Origin of the sequence: Gallintestinimicrobium sp. (assembly GCF_046968865.1) — a bacterium.
Lineage (GTDB): Bacteria > Bacillota > Clostridia > Lachnospirales > Lachnospiraceae > Gallintestinimicrobium > Gallintestinimicrobium propionicum.
Map to the genome: position 1 here is coordinate 117905 of NZ_JBKVPW010000009.1, position 20634 is coordinate 138538.

At 50.0% G+C, this 20634-nt stretch carries 19 protein-coding genes and 1 tRNA gene; 16 read left to right on the forward strand and 4 right to left on the reverse strand.

What is annotated here, in order from left to right:
* Window positions 1-19: 19 nt before the first annotated feature.
* From ACLTOQ_RS09595 to ACLTOQ_RS09605, 3 genes are read left to right on the forward strand one after another with little or no spacing between them, the layout of a single operon-like run.
* Window positions 20-1627: an MBL fold metallo-hydrolase RNA specificity domain-containing protein gene (locus ACLTOQ_RS09595; RefSeq protein WP_412271989.1), complete on the forward strand. Its 1608-nt coding sequence runs from the start codon at window positions 20-22 to the stop codon at window positions 1625-1627.
* Window positions 1628-1653: 26 nt separating this feature from the next.
* Window positions 1654-2502, forward strand: a complete 849-nt coding sequence (gene thyA, locus ACLTOQ_RS09600; protein ID WP_337622626.1) for a thymidylate synthase — start codon at window positions 1654-1656, stop codon at window positions 2500-2502.
* 19 nt (window positions 2503-2521) lie between these two features.
* Entirely contained in the window at window positions 2522-3016 is a 495-nt protein-coding gene (locus tag ACLTOQ_RS09605) for a dihydrofolate reductase (protein WP_021916044.1), read from the forward strand.
* A 266-nt stretch (window positions 3017-3282) separates the two neighbouring features.
* Here ACLTOQ_RS09605 and ACLTOQ_RS09610 read toward each other — a convergent pair whose 3' ends face one another.
* Window positions 3283-3687 (reverse strand): putative ABC transporter permease, encoded by a 405-nt coding sequence (locus tag ACLTOQ_RS09610; RefSeq protein ID WP_337672743.1) that lies wholly within the window; start codon window positions 3685-3687, stop codon window positions 3283-3285.
* 82 nt (window positions 3688-3769) lie between these two features.
* Here ACLTOQ_RS09610 and pheA point away from each other — a divergent pair, with 82 nt between their 5' ends.
* The 8 genes from pheA (at window position 3770) to ACLTOQ_RS09650 (ending at window position 12202) form a co-directional block, all read left to right on the forward strand.
* A complete protein-coding gene (gene pheA, locus ACLTOQ_RS09615; protein ID WP_412271992.1) occupies window positions 3770-4894 on the forward strand; it encodes a prephenate dehydratase in 1125 nt (374 codons plus the stop codon).
* A gap of 45 nt (window positions 4895-4939) precedes the next feature.
* Complete coding sequence (locus tag ACLTOQ_RS09620; RefSeq protein ID WP_337561240.1) at window positions 4940-6226, forward strand: ATP-binding protein; 1287 nt, start codon at window positions 4940-4942, stop codon at window positions 6224-6226.
* 55 nt (window positions 6227-6281) lie between these two features.
* A complete protein-coding gene (locus tag ACLTOQ_RS09625; protein WP_337561239.1) occupies window positions 6282-7808 on the forward strand; it encodes an HD domain-containing protein in 1527 nt (508 codons plus the stop codon).
* Window positions 7809-7894: 86 nt separating this feature from the next.
* Complete coding sequence (locus ACLTOQ_RS09630; RefSeq protein ID WP_412271995.1) at window positions 7895-10060, forward strand: RNA degradosome polyphosphate kinase; 2166 nt, start codon at window positions 7895-7897, stop codon at window positions 10058-10060.
* A 4-nt stretch (window positions 10061-10064) separates the two neighbouring features.
* Window positions 10065-10727, forward strand: a complete 663-nt coding sequence (locus ACLTOQ_RS09635) for a Maf family protein (RefSeq protein WP_337672536.1) — start codon at window positions 10065-10067, stop codon at window positions 10725-10727.
* A gap of 46 nt (window positions 10728-10773) precedes the next feature.
* A complete protein-coding gene (locus ACLTOQ_RS09640) occupies window positions 10774-11466 on the forward strand; it encodes an HAD family hydrolase (protein ID WP_337622621.1) in 693 nt (230 codons plus the stop codon).
* Between the two features lie 164 nt (window positions 11467-11630).
* On the forward strand, window positions 11631-11912 hold the full coding sequence (locus ACLTOQ_RS09645; RefSeq protein ID WP_021915720.1) for a helix-turn-helix domain-containing protein: 282 nt from the start codon (window positions 11631-11633) through the stop codon (window positions 11910-11912).
* 29 nt (window positions 11913-11941) lie between these two features.
* On the forward strand, window positions 11942-12202 hold the full coding sequence (locus ACLTOQ_RS09650) for a glyoxalase (protein ID WP_117959676.1): 261 nt from the start codon (window positions 11942-11944) through the stop codon (window positions 12200-12202).
* Between the two features lie 71 nt (window positions 12203-12273).
* On the opposite strand, the gene ACLTOQ_RS09655 is transcribed toward ACLTOQ_RS09650, so the two are convergent.
* Genes ACLTOQ_RS09655 through ACLTOQ_RS09665 form a run of 3 tightly spaced genes read right to left on the reverse strand, consistent with a single transcriptional unit; the run spans window position 12274 to window position 15573 of the window.
* A complete protein-coding gene (locus ACLTOQ_RS09655) occupies window positions 12274-13089 on the reverse strand; it encodes a Cof-type HAD-IIB family hydrolase (protein WP_021915722.1) in 816 nt (271 codons plus the stop codon).
* Window positions 13082-13939, reverse strand: coding sequence for a PHP domain-containing protein (locus tag ACLTOQ_RS09660; RefSeq protein ID WP_412271998.1), 858 nt, complete (start codon window positions 13937-13939; stop codon window positions 13082-13084). Before ACLTOQ_RS09660 ends, ACLTOQ_RS09655 begins: the two co-directional genes overlap by 8 nt.
* Window positions 13936-15573: an ABC-F family ATP-binding cassette domain-containing protein gene (locus ACLTOQ_RS09665; RefSeq protein WP_337597615.1), complete on the reverse strand. Its 1638-nt coding sequence runs from the start codon at window positions 15571-15573 to the stop codon at window positions 13936-13938. Before ACLTOQ_RS09665 ends, ACLTOQ_RS09660 begins: the two co-directional genes overlap by 4 nt.
* A 235-nt stretch (window positions 15574-15808) precedes the next feature.
* Between ACLTOQ_RS09665 and ACLTOQ_RS09670 the strand changes: the two genes are divergently transcribed.
* The 5 genes from ACLTOQ_RS09670 to gdhA all read left to right on the forward strand — a co-directional run bounded on the left by ACLTOQ_RS09670 (window position 15809) and on the right by gdhA (window position 20569).
* On the forward strand, window positions 15809-16726 hold the full coding sequence (locus ACLTOQ_RS09670) for a GGDEF domain-containing protein (protein ID WP_412272000.1): 918 nt from the start codon (window positions 15809-15811) through the stop codon (window positions 16724-16726).
* 289 nt (window positions 16727-17015) lie between these two features.
* A tRNA-Arg gene (locus ACLTOQ_RS09675) sits at window positions 17016-17087 on the forward strand.
* A gap of 184 nt (window positions 17088-17271) precedes the next feature.
* On the forward strand, window positions 17272-18540 hold the full coding sequence (locus ACLTOQ_RS09680) for an SH3 domain-containing protein (RefSeq protein ID WP_021915726.1): 1269 nt from the start codon (window positions 17272-17274) through the stop codon (window positions 18538-18540).
* Window positions 18541-18679: 139 nt separating this feature from the next.
* Entirely contained in the window at window positions 18680-19111 is a 432-nt protein-coding gene (locus tag ACLTOQ_RS09685) for a hypothetical protein (protein WP_412319320.1), read from the forward strand.
* 123 nt (window positions 19112-19234) lie between these two features.
* The gene (gdhA, locus tag ACLTOQ_RS09690) at window positions 19235-20569 is read left to right on the forward strand and encodes an NADP-specific glutamate dehydrogenase (RefSeq protein WP_412272004.1); all 1335 of its coding nucleotides are present in this window, start codon (window positions 19235-19237) and stop codon (window positions 20567-20569) included.
* Window positions 20570-20634: the final 65 nt, after the last annotated feature.

Consider the following 20634-nt stretch of genomic DNA (forward strand, 5'->3'; position numbering starts at 1 on the left):
AAAAAGGGGGCAATGGTGTATGAAGCTGCAGTTTATCGGTGCGAATCATGAAGTGACAGGAAGCTGTCATTACCTGCAGGCAGGAGACAGTTATATGCTGGTCGATTACGGAATGGAACAGGGCGTCAACCGGTTTGAAAACTGCCCGTTGCCGGTTCCGGAATCCCAGATCAATTTTGTGTTTTTAACGCATGCCCATATCGATCATTCCGGCATGCTGCCGCTTTTGTACGCACACGGCTTCCGCGGCAAGATTTATACAACGGAAGCGACCGCGGACTTATGCAGCATTATGCTCCGGGACTGCGCCCACATTCAGCAGCAGGAGGCGGAGTGGAAGAGCAGGAAGGCAAAACGCCATGCCGGAATCGAAGTGGAGGAGCCGTTGTATACGATGGAGGATGCGATCGGCACCATCAACTGTATCGTACCATGCCCGTATGGGAAAGAATTGGAAATAAACGATAACGTGACGATCCGGTTTACAGACGTCGGGCATCTGCTTGGATCCGCCAGCATCGAGGTATGGCTCAAAGAAGAGGGCTGCAGCAGAAAACTTGTTTTTTCAGGGGATATCGGCAACAAAAACCAGCCGCTGATAAAAGATCCGGAATATACAAAAACGGCAGATTATGTCGTGATGGAGTCGACCTATGGCGACCGCTTGCACGGCAGTACGCGCCCGGATTATGTCAGAGAGCTGACTCAGATCATCCAGGAGACGCTGGATAAGGGTGGAAATGTGGTCATTCCGTCGTTTGCGGTTGGGCGCACACAGGAAATGCTGTATTTTATCCGCAAAATCAAGGCAGATGGACTGGTTTCCAATCATGCGGATTTTCCGGTCTATGTGGACAGTCCGCTTGCGGTGGAGGCAACCGGCATTTTCAAACAAAACGAGCGGACCTGCTTTGACGAAGAGGCGATGGAGCTTGTCAGACAGGGCATCAATCCCATCACGTTTCCGGGGCTGCGCCTTGCGATCACGAGCGACGAATCCAAGGCGATCAATTTCGATGAAACGCCGAAGGTCATCATTTCCGCTTCCGGCATGTGCGATGCCGGGCGCGTGCGCCATCATTTAAAGCACAACCTCTGGAGACCGGAGTGTACGATTCTGTTTGTTGGCTATCAGTCGGTCGGAACGCCGGGACGGGCACTGGTAGACGGAGTGAAAGAAATGAGACTGTTCGGAGAGACGGTGGATGTAAACGCACAGATCAGGGTGTTAACCGGAATATCCGGACATGCGGACAAAAACGGTTTAATCGACTGGATCGAGGGCTTTGAAACAAAGCCGAAAAAAGTGTTTATTGTGCACGGTGAGGATCTCGTTACGATGTCGTTTGCGGACTGCTTAAAGGATGAACACGGGATCGATGCGTTTGCACCCTACAGCGGAACGGTCTTTAATCTGACGACGGAGACGTTTGAAAAGATTACAGAGCCTGTCGCTGTGAAAAAGAAGACCGCTGCAGCATCCGGCGGGCAGAGCAGCGCATACAACCGTCTTGTGGCTGCAGGACAGCGCCTGATGGCGTTGATTGGGCACTGCAAAGGAATGGCAAATAAGGATCTGGCGAAATTTGCAGACCAGATCAATTCGCTTTGCGATAAATGGAATTAAAATCAGGAGGAATCAAGGATAAGCATATGAGCATGGCAGATGAAATCTTTATCAATATGTGCCGGGATATTCTGGAAAATGGAACGAGCACGGAGGGTGAAAAGGTACGCCCGCACTGGCCGGATGGAACCAGCGCCTATACGATCAAAAAGTTCGGCGTAGTCAACCGCTACGACTTATCGAAGGAATTTCCGCTCCTGACGCTTCGCCGCACCGCTTTAAAGAGCGCGACGGACGAGATTTTGTGGATCTGGCAGCAGAAATCCAATAATATCCATGATTTACACAGCCATATCTGGGACGAATGGGCGGATGAAGACGGCAGCATCGGCAAGGCTTACGGCTATCAGCTTGGTGTAAAGCATCTGTATAAAGAGGGCTTGTTTGATCAGGTGGACCGCGTGATTTACGATCTGAAAAACAATCCGTTTTCGAGAAGAATCCTGACGAATATTTATGTGCATCAGGATTTGCATGAAATGAACCTGTATCCCTGTGCCTACAGCATGACCTTTAATGTGACGCAGAAGATAGGACACGATAAACTGACTTTAAATGCAGTTTTAAATCAGCGTTCTCAGGACGTTCTGGCGGCGAATAACTGGAATGTGGTGCAGTATTCTGTACTTTTGCATATGCTGGCACAGGTGTGCGATATGGAGGTCGGCGAGCTGGTGCATGTCATTGCGGATGCGCATATCTATGACCGCCATGTGCCGATTATCAAAGAACTGATTTCGCGGACGCCCTATCCGGCACCGAAATTCTGGTTAAATCCGGAGATCAAGGATTTTTATCAGTTCACAAGAAACGACGTGCGCGCAGACGATTATGTGACCGGGGAGCAGATCAATGACATCCCGATCGCAATTTGACGATAAAAGGAGAATACGCATGAATCTGATTGTAGCAGTGGATAAAAATTGGGCGATTGGCAATAAAGGGGAGCTGCTGGTGCGGATTCCGGCAGATCATAAGATGTTCCGACAGGAGACGACCGGAAAGGTTGTCGTGCTCGGGAGAAAGACGATGGATACATTTCCGGGCGGACAGCCGCTCAAAAACCGGGATAATATTATCCTGTCCCGCAACGAGGCATATCAGCAGAAGGATGCGCAGGTTGTGCATTCCGTCGAAGAGCTTCTGGAGGCGGTCAAGGGATATGACACGAAGGAGGTTTATGTCATCGGCGGAAGCAGCGTATACGAGCAGCTGCTGCCATACTGTGATACCGCGCATGTGACTAAAATTGACCATGCCTATGAAGCGGATGCGTGGTTCCCGAATCTGGACGAGGATCCGGACTGGGAGATAACAGCCGACAGTGACGAGCAGTATTACTTCGACCTGACCTATCATTTCCTTAAATATGAGCGCAAAAAGGGCTGAGCACAGACGGAAAGCTATGGCAGCCACGACAGCTTTAGCAGCCGCGGCTGCTGTGGATGCAAACGATCCGGTCTTCGGTGCAGTTTTTTTGTGTCATAGGAAACTTCGTCCTATGACACAAAAACGCTCCGCGCGGATCGCACTGCGGCGGAATGGTAGAATGTCGCTTACGCGACCCGCCGCAGGCGGAGAATCCTGCTTCGCAGGATTCTTTTTTGCTGCAACAGCTGCCGGTGTCTGCTGGGGGATCGAACCGCCCTGTGCTGTCACGTCCGCGAATCGTTTGCAGCGACCGCTTTTTCAAACAGTAGTCCGATTAAAAACCACGCCGGCGCGAAGTCGAGGCGAATCACATGGCTGATGTTCCAGGGGCTTTTCTGGTAGCTCCAGGGGCATTGGCCTTTTTTATCCAGAAAACGCCCGGTGGCGTACTCGACGGAAAAGATGCCGGTCATATAGATCAGCCCGCGCACGGTTTTTGGCAAATGCTTTAAAATCCGGTAGACGGGGCCGATCAGACAGGCGCAGCCGTAGATCGGAAACATCCATAAAGAAGTATGGCAGGTCAGCGTTTTGTCCTGACGGCGCAGCGCTTCTGCACCAGATACAAGGATTTCGAGGCACCAGCCGAGGGTGCCGCATTTTAAAAAATCTTTACACAATTTTTTCATGGAAATAGTATGTGCAAAACTTCAAATTCCATGCAAACTGTGCTAAGATTAAGAGTAAAAAATACAGATGGAGGAAGCGTTCATGGATTTGTCTACGCTCAGGAATGAAATAGACCGGATTGACAGCCAGCTGGTGCAGCTGTACGAGCAGCGCATGGAAATCTGCAGTCAGGTGGCAGAATATAAGATCGAAAATGGAAAAAAAGTATTTGACAAAACCAGAGAGGAAGAAAAGCTGGCGCGGGTACGCTCCCTGACCCATAATGATTTTAACAGTCAGGGTGTGACGGAGCTGTTTGAACAGATCATGGCGATGAGCCGAAAGCTCCAGTACCAGATGCTGGAAAGCCATGGACGCACCGGCAGGCTGCCCTTTATCCCGGTCGAAAATCTGGATACCAAAAAGGCGAGAGTCGTATTTCAGGGCGCAGAGGGCGCATATTCCCAGGCTGCGATGATGCGCTTTTTCGGGGAACGCATCGACAGCATCCATGTGGGCAGCTTCCGGGACGCAATGAGCGCGATCGAAGAGGGAAGCGCGGAGTTTGCGGTTCTTCCAATTGAAAATTCGACGGCAGGGATCGTTAGCGAGATTTACGATCTTCTGGTAGAATTTGAAAACTATATCGTCGGTGAGCAGATTTTAAAAATCAAGCATTGCCTGCTGGGTGTTCCGGGGACGAAGATTTCCGACATTCAGACCGTATATTCCCATCCGCAGTCGCTGATGCAGAGCTCGCGCTTTTTAGGCGGGCATTCCTGGCAGCAGATTTCCATGCCGAATAATGCGTTTGCAGCGCGGAAGGTTGCAGAAGATCGTTTAAAAACCCAGGCAGCAATCGCCAGTGAGTATGCCGGGAAGGTTTACGGGCTGGAGGTATTACAGAAGCCGGTCAACAACGTTTCCAACAATTCAACCCGGTTTATCATCGTGACGAACCAGAAGATTTTTAAGAAGAATGCAAAGAAAATCAGCATCTGCTTTGAAGTACCGCACGAGAGCGGCTCGCTGTACCATATGCTGTCGCATTTTATTTACAATCATTTAAATCTGACAAAGATCGAGAGCCGTCCGATCGAGGGACGGACGTGGGAATACCGGTTCTTCCTGGATTTTGAGGGAAATCTGGAAGACAGCGCCGTGAAGAACGCGCTGCGGGGACTTCGGGAAGAGGCCTCGAACATGAAGATTCTGGGAAATTACTAAACGGTTGAAAACAGCCGGATAAGGGGAAAGGGAGAATACAACAAGATGAAAACGGAACAGCTGATCCTTTACCGGGATTTTGAAGAAGGGGATTTGCTGACAGACATGGTCTGGCTGGCAGAAAACTATGCGGACGATTTTTACAATCTGTCGGATAAGGCGGGGCTCTTATACGACTGCATGCATCGGCTGTTAGACATGGCGGGCAGATACGGCTTTTATGGAAATCTCTGGCACTGCTATCTTGCAAATCTTCTGGTAAATAAGGAAAACAGCTATAGCTGCAGCGCGGAAATCCGTGGCAGCGTGGAAGGCAGCGTGAATCTGGCGGCGCTTCACGATATCCGGATTTTCAAGGAATTTTATGATTATGATCTGCAAACGGTAGCAAAAGCGCTCGGAGCAGAGGAGTTTTCTATCGTGCTTTTCTACGAGGGCAATCCGCAGGAGAGCAAAGTATATAATACCCGTATCCGAGACCGGATCTGCGATCTTGCGCAGCGGTTCTGTCTGGACCATACGCCGGAAGAAATGAAGCAGACTCTTACAGAATTTTATCAGGAATACGGCGTGGGACGGTTCGGGCTACATAAGGCATTCCGGATTGAAAAGAGAGACGGGCGCGCTGAAATCGTGCCGATCACCAATATCGCGCATGTGAAGCTGTCCGACCTGGTTGGCTATGAGATCCAGAAAAAGAAGCTGACGGACAATACCGAAGCGTTTGTCAACGGCAAAAAGGCGAATAACTGCCTGCTTTACGGCGACGCGGGAACCGGAAAGTCTTCCTGTATCAAGGCGATTGCCAACGAATATTACGGCAGCGGGCTGCGTATCATCGAGGTGTACAAACATCAGTTTCAGGATTTAAACGATGTAATCGCGCAGATCAAAAACCGGAACTACAAGTTCATTATTTACATGGATGATTTAAGCTTTGAAGAATTTGAGATCGAATATAAATATCTGAAGGCGGTCATCGAGGGCGGTCTGGAAAAGAAGCCGGAAAACGTCCTGATCTATGCAACCTCCAACAGACGGCATCTGATCCGGGAGACCTTTAAGGACAAACAGGACAGGGATGAAGAGCTGCATGTCAACGATACCGTGCAGGAGAAGCTTTCCCTCGTGTCGCGCTTCGGCGTCAGCATTTATTTCGGCTCTCCGGACAAAAAGCAGTTCCAGCAGATCGTTCAGACGCTGGCAGACCGTTATGGTGTAGCGATGAGCGAAGACGAGCTTTTGTTAAAGGCGAACCAGTGGGAGCTGTCCCACGGCGGACTTTCCGGACGGACGGCGCAGCAGTTTATCGATTATCTGTTAGGACAGTAAGCGTGCATTCTGTTGTATACGGCAGGAAAAGCGGCAGAAAGGATTATTCTGGCATATGAAAACGTTTGCAGCAATCAACGTGGGCTCTTATGAGCAGTCCCTGAAAATTTATACGATCACCAAAAACAGCGGCATCCGGGAGGTGGATTGGATTCGGAATCGTCTGGATCTTGGCGGTACCTTTGCGACCGGAAAGCTGAGCCATGAGGTGATGGACGAACTGTGCGCGGTACTGCGCAATTTTGTTTCGATTATGGAAGGCTATCGGGTGGATGACTACCGCGCCTGTGCGACGAGCGCCATCCGGGAAACAAAAAATACGGCGATCGTTCTGGATCAGATCATGCAGCGTACCGGAGTCAAGCTGGATGTGCTGAGCAACTCGGAACAGCGTTTCCTCGATTATAAATCGATCGCCAGCCGCGGCGGCTTCGAAAAAATCATCGAAAAAGGAACCCTTGTTCTGGATATCGGCGGCGGCAGCATTCAGATGTCACTGTTTGATAAGGATAAGCTTTCCGCGACGCAGAACATGCGCCTTGGCGTTTTGCGGCTGCAGGAAAAAATGAGCCGCTTAAATGTGCGCCCCTCTGAGAACGGTCCGCTTCTGGAGGAACTTCTGGAAGCACAGCTTTCTGTCTTCCGCAAGATGTATTTAAAGGATCGCGTGATCGAAAATATCATCGTAGTGGATGACTATATTTCCGCGCTGATTTTGGGAAAGCTCGGTAAAGTAGCCGGAAGCGGATATCTGGACCGGGATTCGATGGCATCTTATATGAATTATTTGCACGATCATACGGATATGGAAATCGTGCGCTATTTTGATACACCGGAAGAAAATGTGCCTTTGCTTCGAATTTCATCCGCAATTGTCCGTCAGGTCGCGCTGATGACGGATGCAAAGATGATTTGGGCACCGGGCGTGTCGCTATGCGACGGCATGGTATACGAATATGCGGAAGAATATAAACTTCTGGCACAGGTGCATGATTTCGAACAGGATATCGTGACCTGTGCGCGCGGCATCAGCAAGCGTTATATGGGCAGCAAGCGCCGTGCGGAGACGCTGGAGCAGATCGCACTGACGATTTTTGACAGCATGAAGCGCGTGCATGGTATGGGCAGACGGGAACGGCTGTTGCTTCGGATCGCAACGCTTCTGCACGACTGCGGCAAATATATCAGCATGGTCAATCTCGGAGAGTGCTCCTATGCGATCATCATGGCGACGGAGATCATCGGGTTGTCGCACCGGGAGCGGGAAATCGTCGCCAATATCGTGCGCTATAATCACCTGGAATTCGACTACAGCATGGAAAACAGCGAGGGGATCGACCGGGAGGAATACTTAACGATCGTCAAGCTGACTGCGATTTTGCAGATCGCGAACGCGCTTGACCGCAGCCACAAGCAGAAATGCAGGGATATCAAGGCGGTGCGCAAGGACGACAAGCTGATTTTGACAATCACTACCAACGAGGATATTACATTGGAAAGAGGTCTGTTCGGTTCTCGGGCAGAGTTTTTCCGGGAGGTTTACAGCATCGAGCCGGTGATCCGGCAGAAACGGATTTTGTAAAACTGTGCCTGCACATGCTTTGACTGCAGCGGGAACTATCGCAGTAAAGAACAATAGAATGCACGCACTGCGAGCATTCTATTGTCATGAATAAAAAGAAAGGGTCAGAAAATATGGATAAGAAAGAACTTCAGAATCCCGCATTGTATACAAACCGGGAGCTGAGCTGGCTTTTATTTAATAAAAGAGTGTTATCGGAAGCGCGCGACAAACAGCTTCTGTTGTTTGAACGACTGAAATTTTTGAGCATTACCGCTTCCAATCTGGATGAATTTTTCATGGTGCGGATCGGCTCCCTTGTGGATATGATCCATGCCGAATATACCAAAAAGGACATCGCCGGAATGTCTGCAAAAGAGCAGCTGGACGCGCTGATGGAGGAAACCCATAAGTTTGCGGCGCTGCAGTATTCCACCTACAACCGGATGCTTCTGCCGCAGCTTCGGGCAAATGGGTTAAATTTTGTGGAGCATCACGAGCAGCTGACAGAGCGCCAGGCACAGTATGTGGATGAATATTTCGAAGAAAATGTGTATCCGGTTCTGACACCGATGGCGGTGGATTCTTCCAGACCGTTCCCACTGATCCGCAACAAGACGCTGAATATCGGCGCGCTGGTTGCCAAAAAGGGAGAAAAGGATACGGAAATCGAGTTCGCAACCGTACAGGTTCCGTCTGTTTTGCCGAGAGTTGTGCGGATTCCGGCGGCGAAGGAGGGGGACACAGAGGTTGCGGTGCTGCTTCTGGAAGAGATCATTGAGCGCAACATCAGCAAGCTGTTTTTAAATTATAACGTTCTATGCGCACATCCGTTTCGAATTACACGAAATGCCGATCTTGCAATTGATGAGGATGAGGCGGAAGATCTGCTTTTGGAAATTGAAAAACAGATCAAAAAGAGAACCTGGGGACAGGCAATCCGCCTGGAAATCGAGGCAGCTGCGGACAGACGGCTGTTAAAGATTCTGTGCCGCGAGCTTTCCGTGCGTAAGGAGGACGTTTTTGAAATCGACGGACCTCTTGACCTGACTTTTTTGATGAAGGTATACGGATTGGAGGGCTTTGACGAGCTGCGTGCGCCGAAATATACGCCTGCGCCCGTGCCGGAGTTCGACGGTACCGACAATATTTTCGATGTAATCAAAAAAGGCGACGTGCTGATGCACCATCCGTACCAGAGCTTCGTGCCGGTCGTGGACTTTATCCGGCAGGCGAGCAAAGACCCGGATGTGCTTGCGATCAAACAGACACTGTATCGTGTCAGCGGAAATTCGCCGATCATCGCGGCGCTCGCGCAGGCTGCGGAGAACGGTAAGCAGGTTTCCGTTCTGGTAGAATTAAAGGCGCGTTTCGATGAGGAAAACAACATCGTTTGGGCGAGAAAGCTGGAAAAAGCGGGCTGTCATGTTATCTATGGTTTGGTCGGCTTGAAGACCCACAGCAAGATTACACTGGTTGTCAGAAAGGAGGAGGATGGCATCCGCCGTTATGTACATCTGGGAACCGGAAACTATAACGATGCAACTGCAAAGCTCTACACCGATATCGGCATGATGACGGCAAGCGAAGCGATCGGTGAGGATGCGACGGCGGTATTCAACATGTTGTCCGGTTATTCAGAGCCGCGTTCCTGGAACCGTTTGAGCCTTGCACCGTTGTGGTTAAAAGATCGTTTCCTGTATCTGATCGAGCGGGAAAAGAAAAACGCGGAAGCTGGGCGTGAGGGACATATCATTGCAAAGATGAACTCCCTGTGCGATCGGGATATTATCGTGGCGCTGTATGAGGCGAGCCGCGCGGGTGTAAGGATTGAGCTGATCGTGCGCGGTATCTGCTGCTTAAAAGTCGGAATTCCGGAAGTGAGCGAAAATATTTCCGTGCGTTCGATCGTCGGAAACTTCCTGGAGCATGCGCGCGTATTTTACTTTGAAAATAATGGCAATCCGGAATTTTACTGTAGCAGCGCAGATTGGATGCCGAGAAATCTGGAGCGCCGAGTGGAGATTTTGTTCCCGGTCGAAGCACCTGCTTTGAAAGAAAAGCTCTGGCACATTCTGGAGGGACAGCTGCGCGACAACAAGAAAGCACATATCTTAAAGCCGGACGGCAGCTATGAAAAGGCGGACGGCCGCGGCAAGGAACCCTACTGCGCACAGGAGGTGTTCTGCAAAGAGGCACAGGAGATGAGCGTCAAAAAAGAATATCGGGACACACGGGTATTCATTCCGGAAACCCATGTGGAAATGGAGTAAGGACATGCAAAAAGAGCAAAACGTTCGGCTGGTACTGGCATCCGCATCCCCGCGGCGCCGGGAGCTGCTTTCGCAGATCGGACTGGAATTTACCGTTATGCCGAGCACAAAAGAAGAAAATGCAAAAACGACGGAGGCAGGTGCGCTGGTGCAGGAGCTGTCCCGTCAGAAAGCGGTGGATATCTGGGAGCAGCTTTCTGGCGGGCAGGGGCAGAATCCTGACGCAGATCAGGAGCAGATCTCTGAGGAAACACAGGAGCCGAACCTTAACGGAAAACGGCAGCCGGAGTTGCTGGTGATCGGCGCGGACACGGTGGTATGCTGTGAGGGAAAGATCCTCGGAAAGCCGCATAGCAGAGAAGCGGCAGCAGAAATGCTGACAGCTCTGCAGGGGCGCAGTCATGAAGTCTATACCGGCGTAACGCTTTACAGTCAAAGCGAGACGGTCACATTTTTCGAGTGCACGCAGGTGGAATTTTATCCGATGACGGAAGTGGAAATTTCCGAATACATTGACAGTAAAGAGCCGATGGACAAGGCGGGCGCTTATGGCATTCAGGGACTGGGCGCGCGGTTTGTCAAAGGCATTCGTGGTGACTATAACAATGTGGTAGGACTGCCGGTTGGGCGTCTGTACCAGGAACTGAAAAGCCGCGGATGGATGTAGAAGCAAGTTTGAAACAAAGAAGTAGAGGTTACCCGAGGAAATGCATATGAAAAAAGCAGTGATTTTTGATCTGGACGGAACGCTTGCGAATACGCTGACTTCCCTCGCCTATTGCACGAACCGGGCGCTGGAGGATTTTGGACTGCAGGCGATCCCACAGGAATGTTATAAAAAATTCGTAGGAAACGGCGCGCGCATGCAGATTACGCGGGCACTGCGTTATGTAGGGGCAAAAGAGCAGCCCTCCCCTGTCCGGGACGATGATGGTTTTGCGGCGGTTCCGTGCCTTTTGGACGAGGTTTATGACCGATACATGGAATATTTCGCAAAGGACTGCCTGTATGAGGTCAAGCCCTATCCCGGCATTCCAGAGCTTTTAGATACATTGAAGGAGAAGAAGATTAAGATCGCCGTGTTCAGCAATAAGCCGCATGCCAACACGGTTGATGTGGTAGAAACGCTGTTCGGCAAAGGCTTTTTTGATGCTGTGCAGGGACAGAAAACGAATGTCCCCAAAAAGCCCGCGCCGGACGGCGTATACGCGATTATGGAACGGCTCGACGTTTCGCCGGAGGAAACGATTTACGTCGGCGACAGCTGGGTGGATATCGAAACAGGCAGAGCCGCAGGCAACTTCGCCGTTGGCGTGCTGTGGGGATTTCGGGATGAGGAAGAGCTGCGGGCACATCATGCGGACGCGGTGATTACAGCCCCGGGCGAGCTGCTGGAATTGCTGTGAAATTTTTTATTTTTTTCTGTAACGTTTTACCGCTTTGGCAGGATATAGAAGTATAGGCTGCCGGTGCAAACTCCGATTCTGGGACGTTGAAGCAATAGAATGCACGCTCTGCGAACATGCTATTGTCTGAACAAATAAAACGGCAGCTGGAAAAGGAGAGCTTCATGGCGGAAAACAACCCAAAACAAAAACGACGCACGCCATCGTGGTGTGCGCAGCTGCCCAATCGGCTCGGCAGGCGGATGACAGAGTATTGTCTGAGAAAAGGCTGGTCGCTGTATGTGCTTTCAGCCGCATCCGGTGTGCCGCTGACAACGATCGCGCACATCGCGGACGGGTCGACAAAAAATCCGGGAATTTATACGATCATGCGGATCTGCAGGGCGCTGGACGTCCCGCTTGCCGTGTTCCTGGACGGACTGGAAGATGAGTGTGGAAATGAATGAAAACAAAAAAGAAAAACAAGGAGGATTCTATGGGTTACGAGTATGATGAGGCGGTACTGAAGTGTTTTTTGAAGCAGCAGGACAGGCTGTTTCCAGAGCCGGTAGCAGAGGGAATGGAAGAAGCGGAAGCCTTCCTGGAGGACTGCATGGCGGTTGTTGTGGATTCCAAAGCTGCGGTGATGGAGTATTTTGAAGAAGCGGGAATCGACGTGGAGAACCCGGATCAGGTGTTGGACGAAGCAGAGGTTTTCGACGTCGGAGATGGGCGCTACCTGATCGTAGAAGGATAAAAGCGAATTAAAAAGCTCAGGGAATTTGTCACAAAGGTGACGTTCCCTGAGCTTTTTATTCATGATACTTTTTACATCTCAAACAGCTGTAAAATCGCTTCCGAGAGTCCATCGTGGTCGTTATCCTGCTGCGTGATAAAATCGGCGCAGGCTTTGACCTCGGGCGTAGCGTTTGCCATCGCAACGGCAGTTCCGGCAGCCTGCAGCATGGAAATGTCGTTTTCGGCGTCTCCGGCAGCGACACTGTTGGAAAGCGGAATCTGAAAATGCTCGCAGACGAAACGGACAGCGTTTCCCTTCCCGGCGGTCTTATCGAAAATTTCAAGATAAATCGGATTGGAAAAAATTGCGGAGATCTTGTCGCCGTATTTTTCCTGAATTCTGCTGCGAAACGCTTCCAGACGTCCGTGGTTTTCCATATCGATCGCCAGAAGCTTGCAGGGTGCGTGTCCGATCGTCTTTAAAAGATCGTCGCTGACCTGATATTCCATTCCGGTGCGGGAGCAGTAGTGTTTTACTTCGACGCCGTCTTTGGGGGCAACAACGCAGGTATCGCTGTAGGAATGTAGGTACAGGCTTTCTTCCTGCGCCATCGAAATGATATCCTCGGCGATTTCGATTGGGACACTTTTACGCATCAGAAAGGTTTTGGTGTCGCAGTCATAGACCTCGTTTCCGTTCGCAGCGATGATAACCGTATCGGGAAAGAGCAGACCAGCATTTTTCGCAACCTTTAAAACACTTGGCAGGGCACGGCCGGAGGTGAGTACCAGACGGTTGCCTGCTAGCACCATTTTGGAAAGCAGCAGCTGCATACCGGGCGAAACTTTTTTCGCGGAATTGAGCAGCGTGCCGTCTAAGTCGGTAAACAGTATTTTTTCAGACATCGAACAGTTCCTTCCTTTTTTTCTTGAGGGCAATCAGAATATCTTCCGGGATAAAAAGCTTGCCATAGCCGGTTCCAAGCTCCAGTCCGGGTTTGCTTTTTCCGTGAAAATCGGAGCCGCCGGAAATCAACAGCCCATAGCGGGCAGCCAGCTGGCGCATCTGACGCTCCTCCCCGGCGGAATAGGTCGAATAAACCGCTTCCAGCGCGACCAGTCCGGCTTCTTTTAAGTGGCGGACGAGGGAGGAAAGGTTATCCTTTCCCATATGGTAGAGCGTCGGATGGGCGAGAACCGAGATGCCCTTGACGGCGAGAATTAGGGAAACCGCCTGGGCGGGCGTGATTTTTTCCCGGGGAACAAAATATTTGGTATGGTCCCCGAGATAGCGGTCGAACGCTTCCGGCAGGCTTTTGACATAGCCGTGGTCGAGCAGATATCTGGAGTAATGCCCTCTTGTAATGACGCAGTCCGGAAAGGCTTCCAGCAGCTTTTCATAGCTGATATCGATGCCGTCTGCAGCGAGGCGGGCGCACATTTTTTCATTTCGCTCTTCGCGCGCACGAACAAAGCTTCCGATCTGCTTCTGAAAAGCGGGAGCATTCTCATCGATAAAAAGACCAACGATGTGGACGTCCTTTCCATAGTATTCTGTGGAAAATTCGATTCCGGGGATGACTTCGATGCCTTTTTCCTGTCCGTATGCGACGGCCTCCTTAACACCGGCAGTCGTATCGTGGTCGGTCAGGGCAAAAGCGGTCAGCCCCTTTGCAATCGCCATATCGACAAGCTCGGAGGGCGTAAAGCTTCCATCGGATTTGTTGGAATGCACATGAAGGTCTACGGTGTTCAATCTTCGTCACCCTCTCTGTCAGCGGTGTAAACGGTACGTTTTCTCGCCATTTCATCGCTTTCCAGGTATTCGTCATAAGTGGTGATCTTGTCGATTAAGGAACCGTCGGGCAGGATTTCCATAATGCGGTTTGCGGTCGTCTGTACGAACTGATGGTCGTGGCAGGCAAACAGCGCAACGCCCGGGAACTTGATCAGACCGTTGTTCAGTGCGGTGATGGATTCCATGTCCAGATGGTTGGTCGGCTCGTCTAAAATCAGGCAGTTTGCACCGGAAATCATCATTTTGGAAAGCAGGCAGCGCACCTTTTCACCACCGGAAAGGACTTTTACCTTTTTCACGCCATCTTCTCCTGCAAACAGCATACGTCCGAGGAAGCCGCGGACATAGGTTGCGTCCTTGACAGGAGAGTATCCGGTGAGCCAGTCTGCGATCGTATCGTCGTTGTCGAATTCTGCGGCAGGATCCTTCGGGAAGTACGCCTGGGAGGTTGTAATGCCCCATTTGTAGGTTCCTTCGTCGGGTTCAAGCTCGCCTGCAAGGATTTGGAACAGCGTGGTCTTTGCCAGCTCGTTGCTGCCGACAAATGCGATCTTGTCGTTGTGACCAACGATAAAGGAGATATTGTTTAATACTTTTACGCCATTTACGGTCTTGGAGATGCCGTCTACGGTGAGGACTTCATTGCCGATCTCGCGGTCGGGGCGGAAGTCAATATAAGGGTATTTCCGGCTGGAGGGCTTGATGTCGTCCAGCTGAATCTTTTCGAGGGCGCGCTTTCTGGAAGTCGCCTGCTTGGATTTGGAAGCATTTGCGGAGAAACGGGAGATAAATTCCTGCAGCTCCTTGATTTTTTCTTCTTTCTTACGGTTTGCTTCCTTCATTTGCTTGATGAGCAGCTGGCTGGATTCATACCAGAAATCGTAGTTGCCGGCATAGAGGGTGATCTTGCCGTAGTCGATGTCTGCGATATGGGTGCAGACTTTATTTAAGAAATAACGGTCATGGGATACGACGATGACGGTATTTTCGAAATTGATCAAAAATTCTTCCAGCCATGCGATTGCATCCAGATCCAGATGGTTGGTAGGCTCATCGAGCAGCAGGATGTCCGGGTTGCCGAACAGTGCGCGTGCCAGCAGGACTTTGACCTTTTCGCTGCCGTTTAAGTCGCGCATCATGCTGTAGTGGAGGTCGGTGTCGATGCCAAGACCGTTTAATAAAGTAGCAGCGTCAGATTCTGCGTTCCAGCCGTCCATTTCTGCAAATTCTGCTTCCAGCTCGGAAGCGCGGATGCCATCTTCATCGGTAAAATCTTCCTTTGCGTAGATGGCGTCCTTTTCCTTCATAATTTCATACAGGCGTGAGTTACCCATGATGACGGTGTCCATAACGGGGTATTCGTCATATTTAAAATGATCCTGCTCCAGCACGGAAAGACGCTGTCCGGGAGTGATGACAATATCGCCGTTGGTGGTCTCAAGCTGTCCGGAAAGAATCTTTAAAAAGGTGGATTTGCCGGCGCCGTTGGCACCGATGAGGCCGTAGCAGTTGCCCTCTGTAAATTTGATGTTTACGTCTTCAAACAGCGCCTTTTTGCCGAGGCGCAGCGTCACGTTGTTTGCACTGATCATGTTGAATTACCTTTCTTTTCCTGAAAATACATAAAAAACTACAATATGATATCAATCCTTTCCTATTTTACAGAAAATCATGAATATTTCAAGTGAAAAATGACCGCCGGGCAAGCTTTTTACTGGACAAAAGGTTTTCTGGATACTATAATTTAAAGAGCGTATCATGATCAGAAAGAACAACCGGTCAAAAAGGAAAGAACAGGATGGATCAGATTCAGGAAGGAGAGCATTTATGGCATACGGTTCAATGACAATGGAGGAACGGTTAAAAGAGCATATCAAAGAATACAGCCTGGAGAATCTGCTGGATCTTTCTTTGGTAAAGGCATGTTTTGAGGATATTTCCAAAGTGCTCGGAATCGAGCTTTTGCTGACGCAGCGCCACGGGGAAATCGCAGTGGAGGTCGGCAATTTTGCAGGCTTTGAGCCGGATGTTGTAAACGATCCGGGCAGAAAGCTTCGCGTATTCAATCGGACGATTGGTCATCTCTATGTAAAAATGGATCAGGCTTCCGATCAGGAGCTTGCAGAGCGCATTGTTGAACATATGATGCTGCAGTATGAAGCACTGGCGTGTGACCATTATCGTTACCGTGAGACAGCGATCTATGCAGACGAGCTGGAAGAGGCGATGGAGCAGGAGGCTTACCGCATCAAGCGCGGCGAACACGAAGACGCCCTGACTGGTTTGCTGAATAAGACCTATATGAAAGGACGCCTTCTGGAAATGCAGGAGACCGCTCCGGCTGCAGTGATCTGCGCCAATATTAACGACTGGAAATTTGTCTATGACCATTTCGGCAACGAGGAGAGTGACCGCCTGATCAAGACCGTTGCAGGTCTGATCCGCAAGGAAGCGAAGGAAGAGTACCTGATCGGCCGTGTGGACGGAGATGTATTCGAAATCGTAATTCCGACACCGGAGGACGGAGAAGCGGAAGCGTTCTGTGACAGAATCCAGCAGGCGTGTACGAACTATGAAGATCCGTATCTCGCACCTTCCCTTGCGATTGGTCTGGTTTACCGTACGAATGTGGAAGAGTCGTTCGACAAATGTTATTCCGACGCGGAATATGAGATGTGTTACAATAAGCTGGATGTCAAGCATGCAGATGGCTATAAGGAGCGCCTGGAGCATGGACTGAAATAGTTACAGTTCACTCGCACCATTCGCAAAAGCGCGTTCTGCGGACATTTTGTTATCGAGAACGAAAGAATCGCCGGGGGTGCAGCTGTGACTGTGCGCCTGGCGTTTTTACCGCATGGGAAACGGATGCCTCATGCGAAACCTGTCTGGTCGGAATTGTTACAGTTCCCCCACGTCATTCGTGAAAACCCTGTGAAATTCAAAAAAGTGCTGGACAATCCGGCATGCCTGTGATAAGATACAAAATAGTGATGCGTAATACATTTGTAATATATTCGTATATTGCAGTCTTGCAACCGTAGTCTAACGGATAGAACGAAGGCCTCCGACGCCTTTAATGCAGGTTCGATTCCTGTCGGTTGCATTTTATCGCATCACTTTTTTTGTTGTAACAACAGAACAGAAACCCGTAAATTAAACAGAACAGACAAAACGGTTGTGATAGAAGATTGAAAAATAACATTTTTCAATCGCGAGATTTGTGTCTGCGCGCACTTGACACAAACTCGATATGCGCAAAAAAGCGTGCGCAGAAATGAGCGGAAAGTATGAAGAACGAAAAGATGAAAGAAATTCTGGATTTTTTTCGGAATAACAAGAAAAAGACCTGTATTGGTGCAGGCGCAGGTGTTGCAGTAATTGCGGTATGTGTTGCGGTCGGCATCACGCTCGGAAACGGTGCAAAGACGACAGCTTCGAACACCGGAACACAGACGCAGACGGAAACGACGACAGAGACAGCGGAAACGGAGACAACGCTGCAGATGCCGCTGGAAGAAAATACCGTGCCGGAAGTAACGCAGCTGATTACCGAATATTATAATGCGGCTGCTGCCGGTGACATGGATACGATCAATTCCATCGTCAATACCTACGATCAGGAGACGCAGATCTATCTGCAGAAGATGAGCGAGCATATTGAAGCGTACCAGAACGTGGTCTGCTATACAAAGACAGGCCCGGTAGACGGTTCTTATTTGGTCTATGCTTATTATGAAATCAAGTTTAAAGACCTGGAAACTGCAGTGCCCGGCATCAGCCCGTATTTGGTTTATCCCAGAGAGGACGGAAGCCTGTATATTTATGAAGGCGATGTGGAGGATTCGGTCAATCAGTATCTGGAAGATATTTCCGCGCAGGACGACGTCATTGACCTGATGAATCGGGTACAGGTTGTCTTTAATGAAGCGGTTATGCAGGACGATACACTCAACAATTATCTGGCGCAGCTAAAAGAAGATCTGCAGGTAGAGGTCGGTGAAGCTTTGGCAGAGGCTGAGACGGCTTCTGAAGAGGAGACGCAGCCTGCAGAGGCGGCAGCAGAAGCTCAGACCACTGTAACAAAGGTAGAAGCGACAGACGTTGTCAATGTGCGTTCCTCCGATAGTGAACAGGCAGAGCGCCTTGGCAAGGTGGCAGTCGGCGAAGTGCTGAAACTGCTGGAGAAGAAGGAAAATGGCTGGTCTAAGGTCGAATATAACGGCAAAGAAGGCTATATCAAATCGGAGTATTTAAAGGACGTGGAAGAAACACAGGAGGCTCAGGCAGAGTCTTCCGCTTCCGAAGCTGCACAGACGGCAGAGTCTTCTGCAGCTACAACATCGACGTCCTCGGATTTGCCTGCATCCGGCAAGATCAAGATCGCACAGACAATCAACATCCGGAAGGCCTGCAGCGAAACTGCGGACAAGATCGGAACCGCATTTCCAGGCGAAACGTTGGAAATTGTGATGCAGCAGGCGGACGGCTGGACTAGAGTCAAATATAACGGCGAAACCGGCTATGTAAAGACCGAAGTTTTAAAAGTTTTAAAATAAGAAAAACGGTATTCTTTCCCGATTTTTGGGAACGCTAAGACCGGAAGTGTTTCTGACAGTGAGATACACTTCCGGTTTTTACGTTACAGGAAATGATGCTATCCTGTTTTCGGGACAGAAAAAGGGAGGAATACCGGATATGAAAAATGACGATATTGAACTGCTTCGGGAGGTTCAGAAGAATGCGGAAATGGGGATGCATGCTCTGGAGGTCATTAACCCGAAGGTGTACGACAATTCGATGGCGCTGATGCTGGCGCGGGAATCCTTTAAATATGGGGAACTTCACGACCGCGCGAGGGCGGTGCTGTTTTCGAAAAACCAGACGCCGGACCCAGTCAACAAGGTAAAGCAGCTGATGCTGACTGCGTCCATTCATGGGAACACGCTGTTTAATGCCACTACGAGCCATATGGCGGAAATGCTGATCCGCGGCAGCAGCATGGGGATGACCAGTCTCTGGAAAGCGATGAACCGGAATGAAAAAGCGGATGGACAAGCGCTGGAGCTTGCCGGGGAGCTGCTGGATTTTGAGGAAAACAATATCCGAGAGCTGAAAAGGTATCTTTAACGCAAAAGCAGTTCAAAAAATTTCGGAAATTTTTTAGTTTAATGTGATAAAGTGCTTGCATTGAAAAAACAATAAGTATATAATAGCTTCGAAACTGAACAACTGGACAAGGAGGAAAGATTTATGTCATATGTTGATGAGGTGATTGCGCAGGTTGTTGAGAAAAACCCTGTTCAGCCCGAATTCCATCAGGCAGTAAAAGAAGTACTGGAGTCTCTGCGCGTCGTTGTAGAGGCAAACGAAGAAGAATTTCGTAAAAACGCGCTCCTGGAGAGACTGACGAATCCGGAAAGACAGATTATGTTCCGCGTTCCCTGGGTAGACGATAAGGGACAGGTTCAGGTAAACACTGGTTTTCGCGTACAGTTTAACAGTGCAATCGGACCCTACAAGGGCGGACTGCGTTTCCATCCTTCCGTAAATCTTGGTATTATCAAATTCCTGGGCTTTGAACAGGTATTTAAAAATTCGCTGACAGGTCTTCCGATCGGCGGCGGTAAGGGCGGCAGCGATTTTGATCCGAAGGGCAAATCTGATCGTGAGATCATGGCATTTTGCCAGAGCTTTATGACAGAGCTGTATCGTCATATCGGTGCAGACACAGACGTTCCTGCCGGTGATATCGGTGTAGGTGGCCGAGAGATCGGATATTTATATGGACAGTACAAGAGAATCCGCGGTCTGTATGAAGGTGTGCTGACCGGAAAAGGCCTTACCTACGGCGGCTCTCTTGCTAGAAAAGAAGCAACCGGCTATGGTCTGCTGTACATGACCCGTGAAATGCTGAAGGAAAATGGCATTGAACTCGCAGGAAAGACTGCAATTGTTTCCGGTGCCGGAAACGTTGCGATCTATGCAATTGAAAAAGCATATCAGCTGGGTGCAAAGCCTGTTACTGCCACAGATTCCACCGGCTGGATCTATGATCCGGAAGGTGTTGATCTGGAAGCATTAAAAGAGATCAAGGAAGTGAAACGTGCAAGACTTTCTGAGTACACCAAGTATCGTCCGAACGCGGAATATCATGAGGGCAAGGGCGTATGGAGTGTGAAAGCTGATATCGCACTTCCCTGTGCGACTCAGAATGAGCTGCAGTTAGAGGATGCGAAGGCACTGGTTGCAAATGGTGTGATCGCTGTCTGCGAGGGTGCTAACATGCCTACCACTCTGGAAGCTACCCAGTATCTGCAGGAAAATGGCGTTTTATTCGTTCCCGGCAAGGCAGCAAACGCAGGCGGCGTAGCTACCAGTGCACTGGAGATGAGCCAGAACAGCGAACGTTTGAGCTGGACATTCGAGGAAGTAGATGCAAAGCTGCAGCAGATCATGATCAACATCTTCCACAACATGGATGATGCAGCCAAGAAATATGGCAAAGCAGGAAATTATGTTGTAGGCGCAAACATTGCAGGCTTCGAGAAAGTCGTAGATGCGATGAACGCCCAGGGTATTGTTTAATAAGTACGAAAAAGGGGCTGTCGCACTAACGTGCGGCAGCTCATTTTATATAGTGCGCCTAGCGG

Bases quoted from the DNA above. Each gene is read 5' to 3' on its own strand.
- ACLTOQ_RS09670 (WP_412272000.1), top strand. From the start codon at position 15,809: ATGGCATACGGTTCAATGACAATGGAGGAACGGTTAAAAGAGCATATC.
- pheA (WP_412271992.1), top strand. From the start codon at position 3,770: ATGGATTTGTCTACGCTCAGGAATGAAATAGACCGGATTGACAGCCAG.
- ACLTOQ_RS09610 (WP_337672743.1), bottom strand. From the start codon at position 3,687: ATGAAAAAATTGTGTAAAGATTTTTTAAAATGCGGCACCCTCGGCTGG.
- ACLTOQ_RS09595 (WP_412271989.1), top strand. From the start codon at position 20: ATGAAGCTGCAGTTTATCGGTGCGAATCATGAAGTGACAGGAAGCTGT.
- ACLTOQ_RS09625 (WP_337561239.1), top strand. From the start codon at position 6,282: ATGAAAACGTTTGCAGCAATCAACGTGGGCTCTTATGAGCAGTCCCTG.
- ACLTOQ_RS09685 (WP_412319320.1), top strand. From the start codon at position 18,680: ATGAAAAATGACGATATTGAACTGCTTCGGGAGGTTCAGAAGAATGCG.
- ACLTOQ_RS09665 (WP_337597615.1), bottom strand. From the start codon at position 15,573: ATGATCAGTGCAAACAACGTGACGCTGCGCCTCGGCAAAAAGGCGCTG.
- ACLTOQ_RS09635 (WP_337672536.1), top strand. From the start codon at position 10,065: ATGCAAAAAGAGCAAAACGTTCGGCTGGTACTGGCATCCGCATCCCCG.
- ACLTOQ_RS09645 (WP_021915720.1), top strand. From the start codon at position 11,631: ATGGCGGAAAACAACCCAAAACAAAAACGACGCACGCCATCGTGGTGT.
- ACLTOQ_RS09655 (WP_021915722.1), bottom strand. From the start codon at position 13,089: ATGTCTGAAAAAATACTGTTTACCGACTTAGACGGCACGCTGCTCAAT.
- ACLTOQ_RS09680 (WP_021915726.1), top strand. From the start codon at position 17,272: ATGAAGAACGAAAAGATGAAAGAAATTCTGGATTTTTTTCGGAATAAC.
- gdhA (WP_412272004.1), top strand. From the start codon at position 19,235: ATGTCATATGTTGATGAGGTGATTGCGCAGGTTGTTGAGAAAAACCCT.
- ACLTOQ_RS09620 (WP_337561240.1), top strand. From the start codon at position 4,940: ATGAAAACGGAACAGCTGATCCTTTACCGGGATTTTGAAGAAGGGGAT.
- thyA (WP_337622626.1), top strand. From the start codon at position 1,654: ATGAGCATGGCAGATGAAATCTTTATCAATATGTGCCGGGATATTCTG.
- ACLTOQ_RS09650 (WP_117959676.1), top strand. From the start codon at position 11,942: ATGGGTTACGAGTATGATGAGGCGGTACTGAAGTGTTTTTTGAAGCAG.
- ACLTOQ_RS09630 (WP_412271995.1), top strand. From the start codon at position 7,895: ATGAATAAAAAGAAAGGGTCAGAAAATATGGATAAGAAAGAACTTCAG.
- ACLTOQ_RS09640 (WP_337622621.1), top strand. From the start codon at position 10,774: ATGAAAAAAGCAGTGATTTTTGATCTGGACGGAACGCTTGCGAATACG.
- ACLTOQ_RS09605 (WP_021916044.1), top strand. From the start codon at position 2,522: ATGAATCTGATTGTAGCAGTGGATAAAAATTGGGCGATTGGCAATAAA.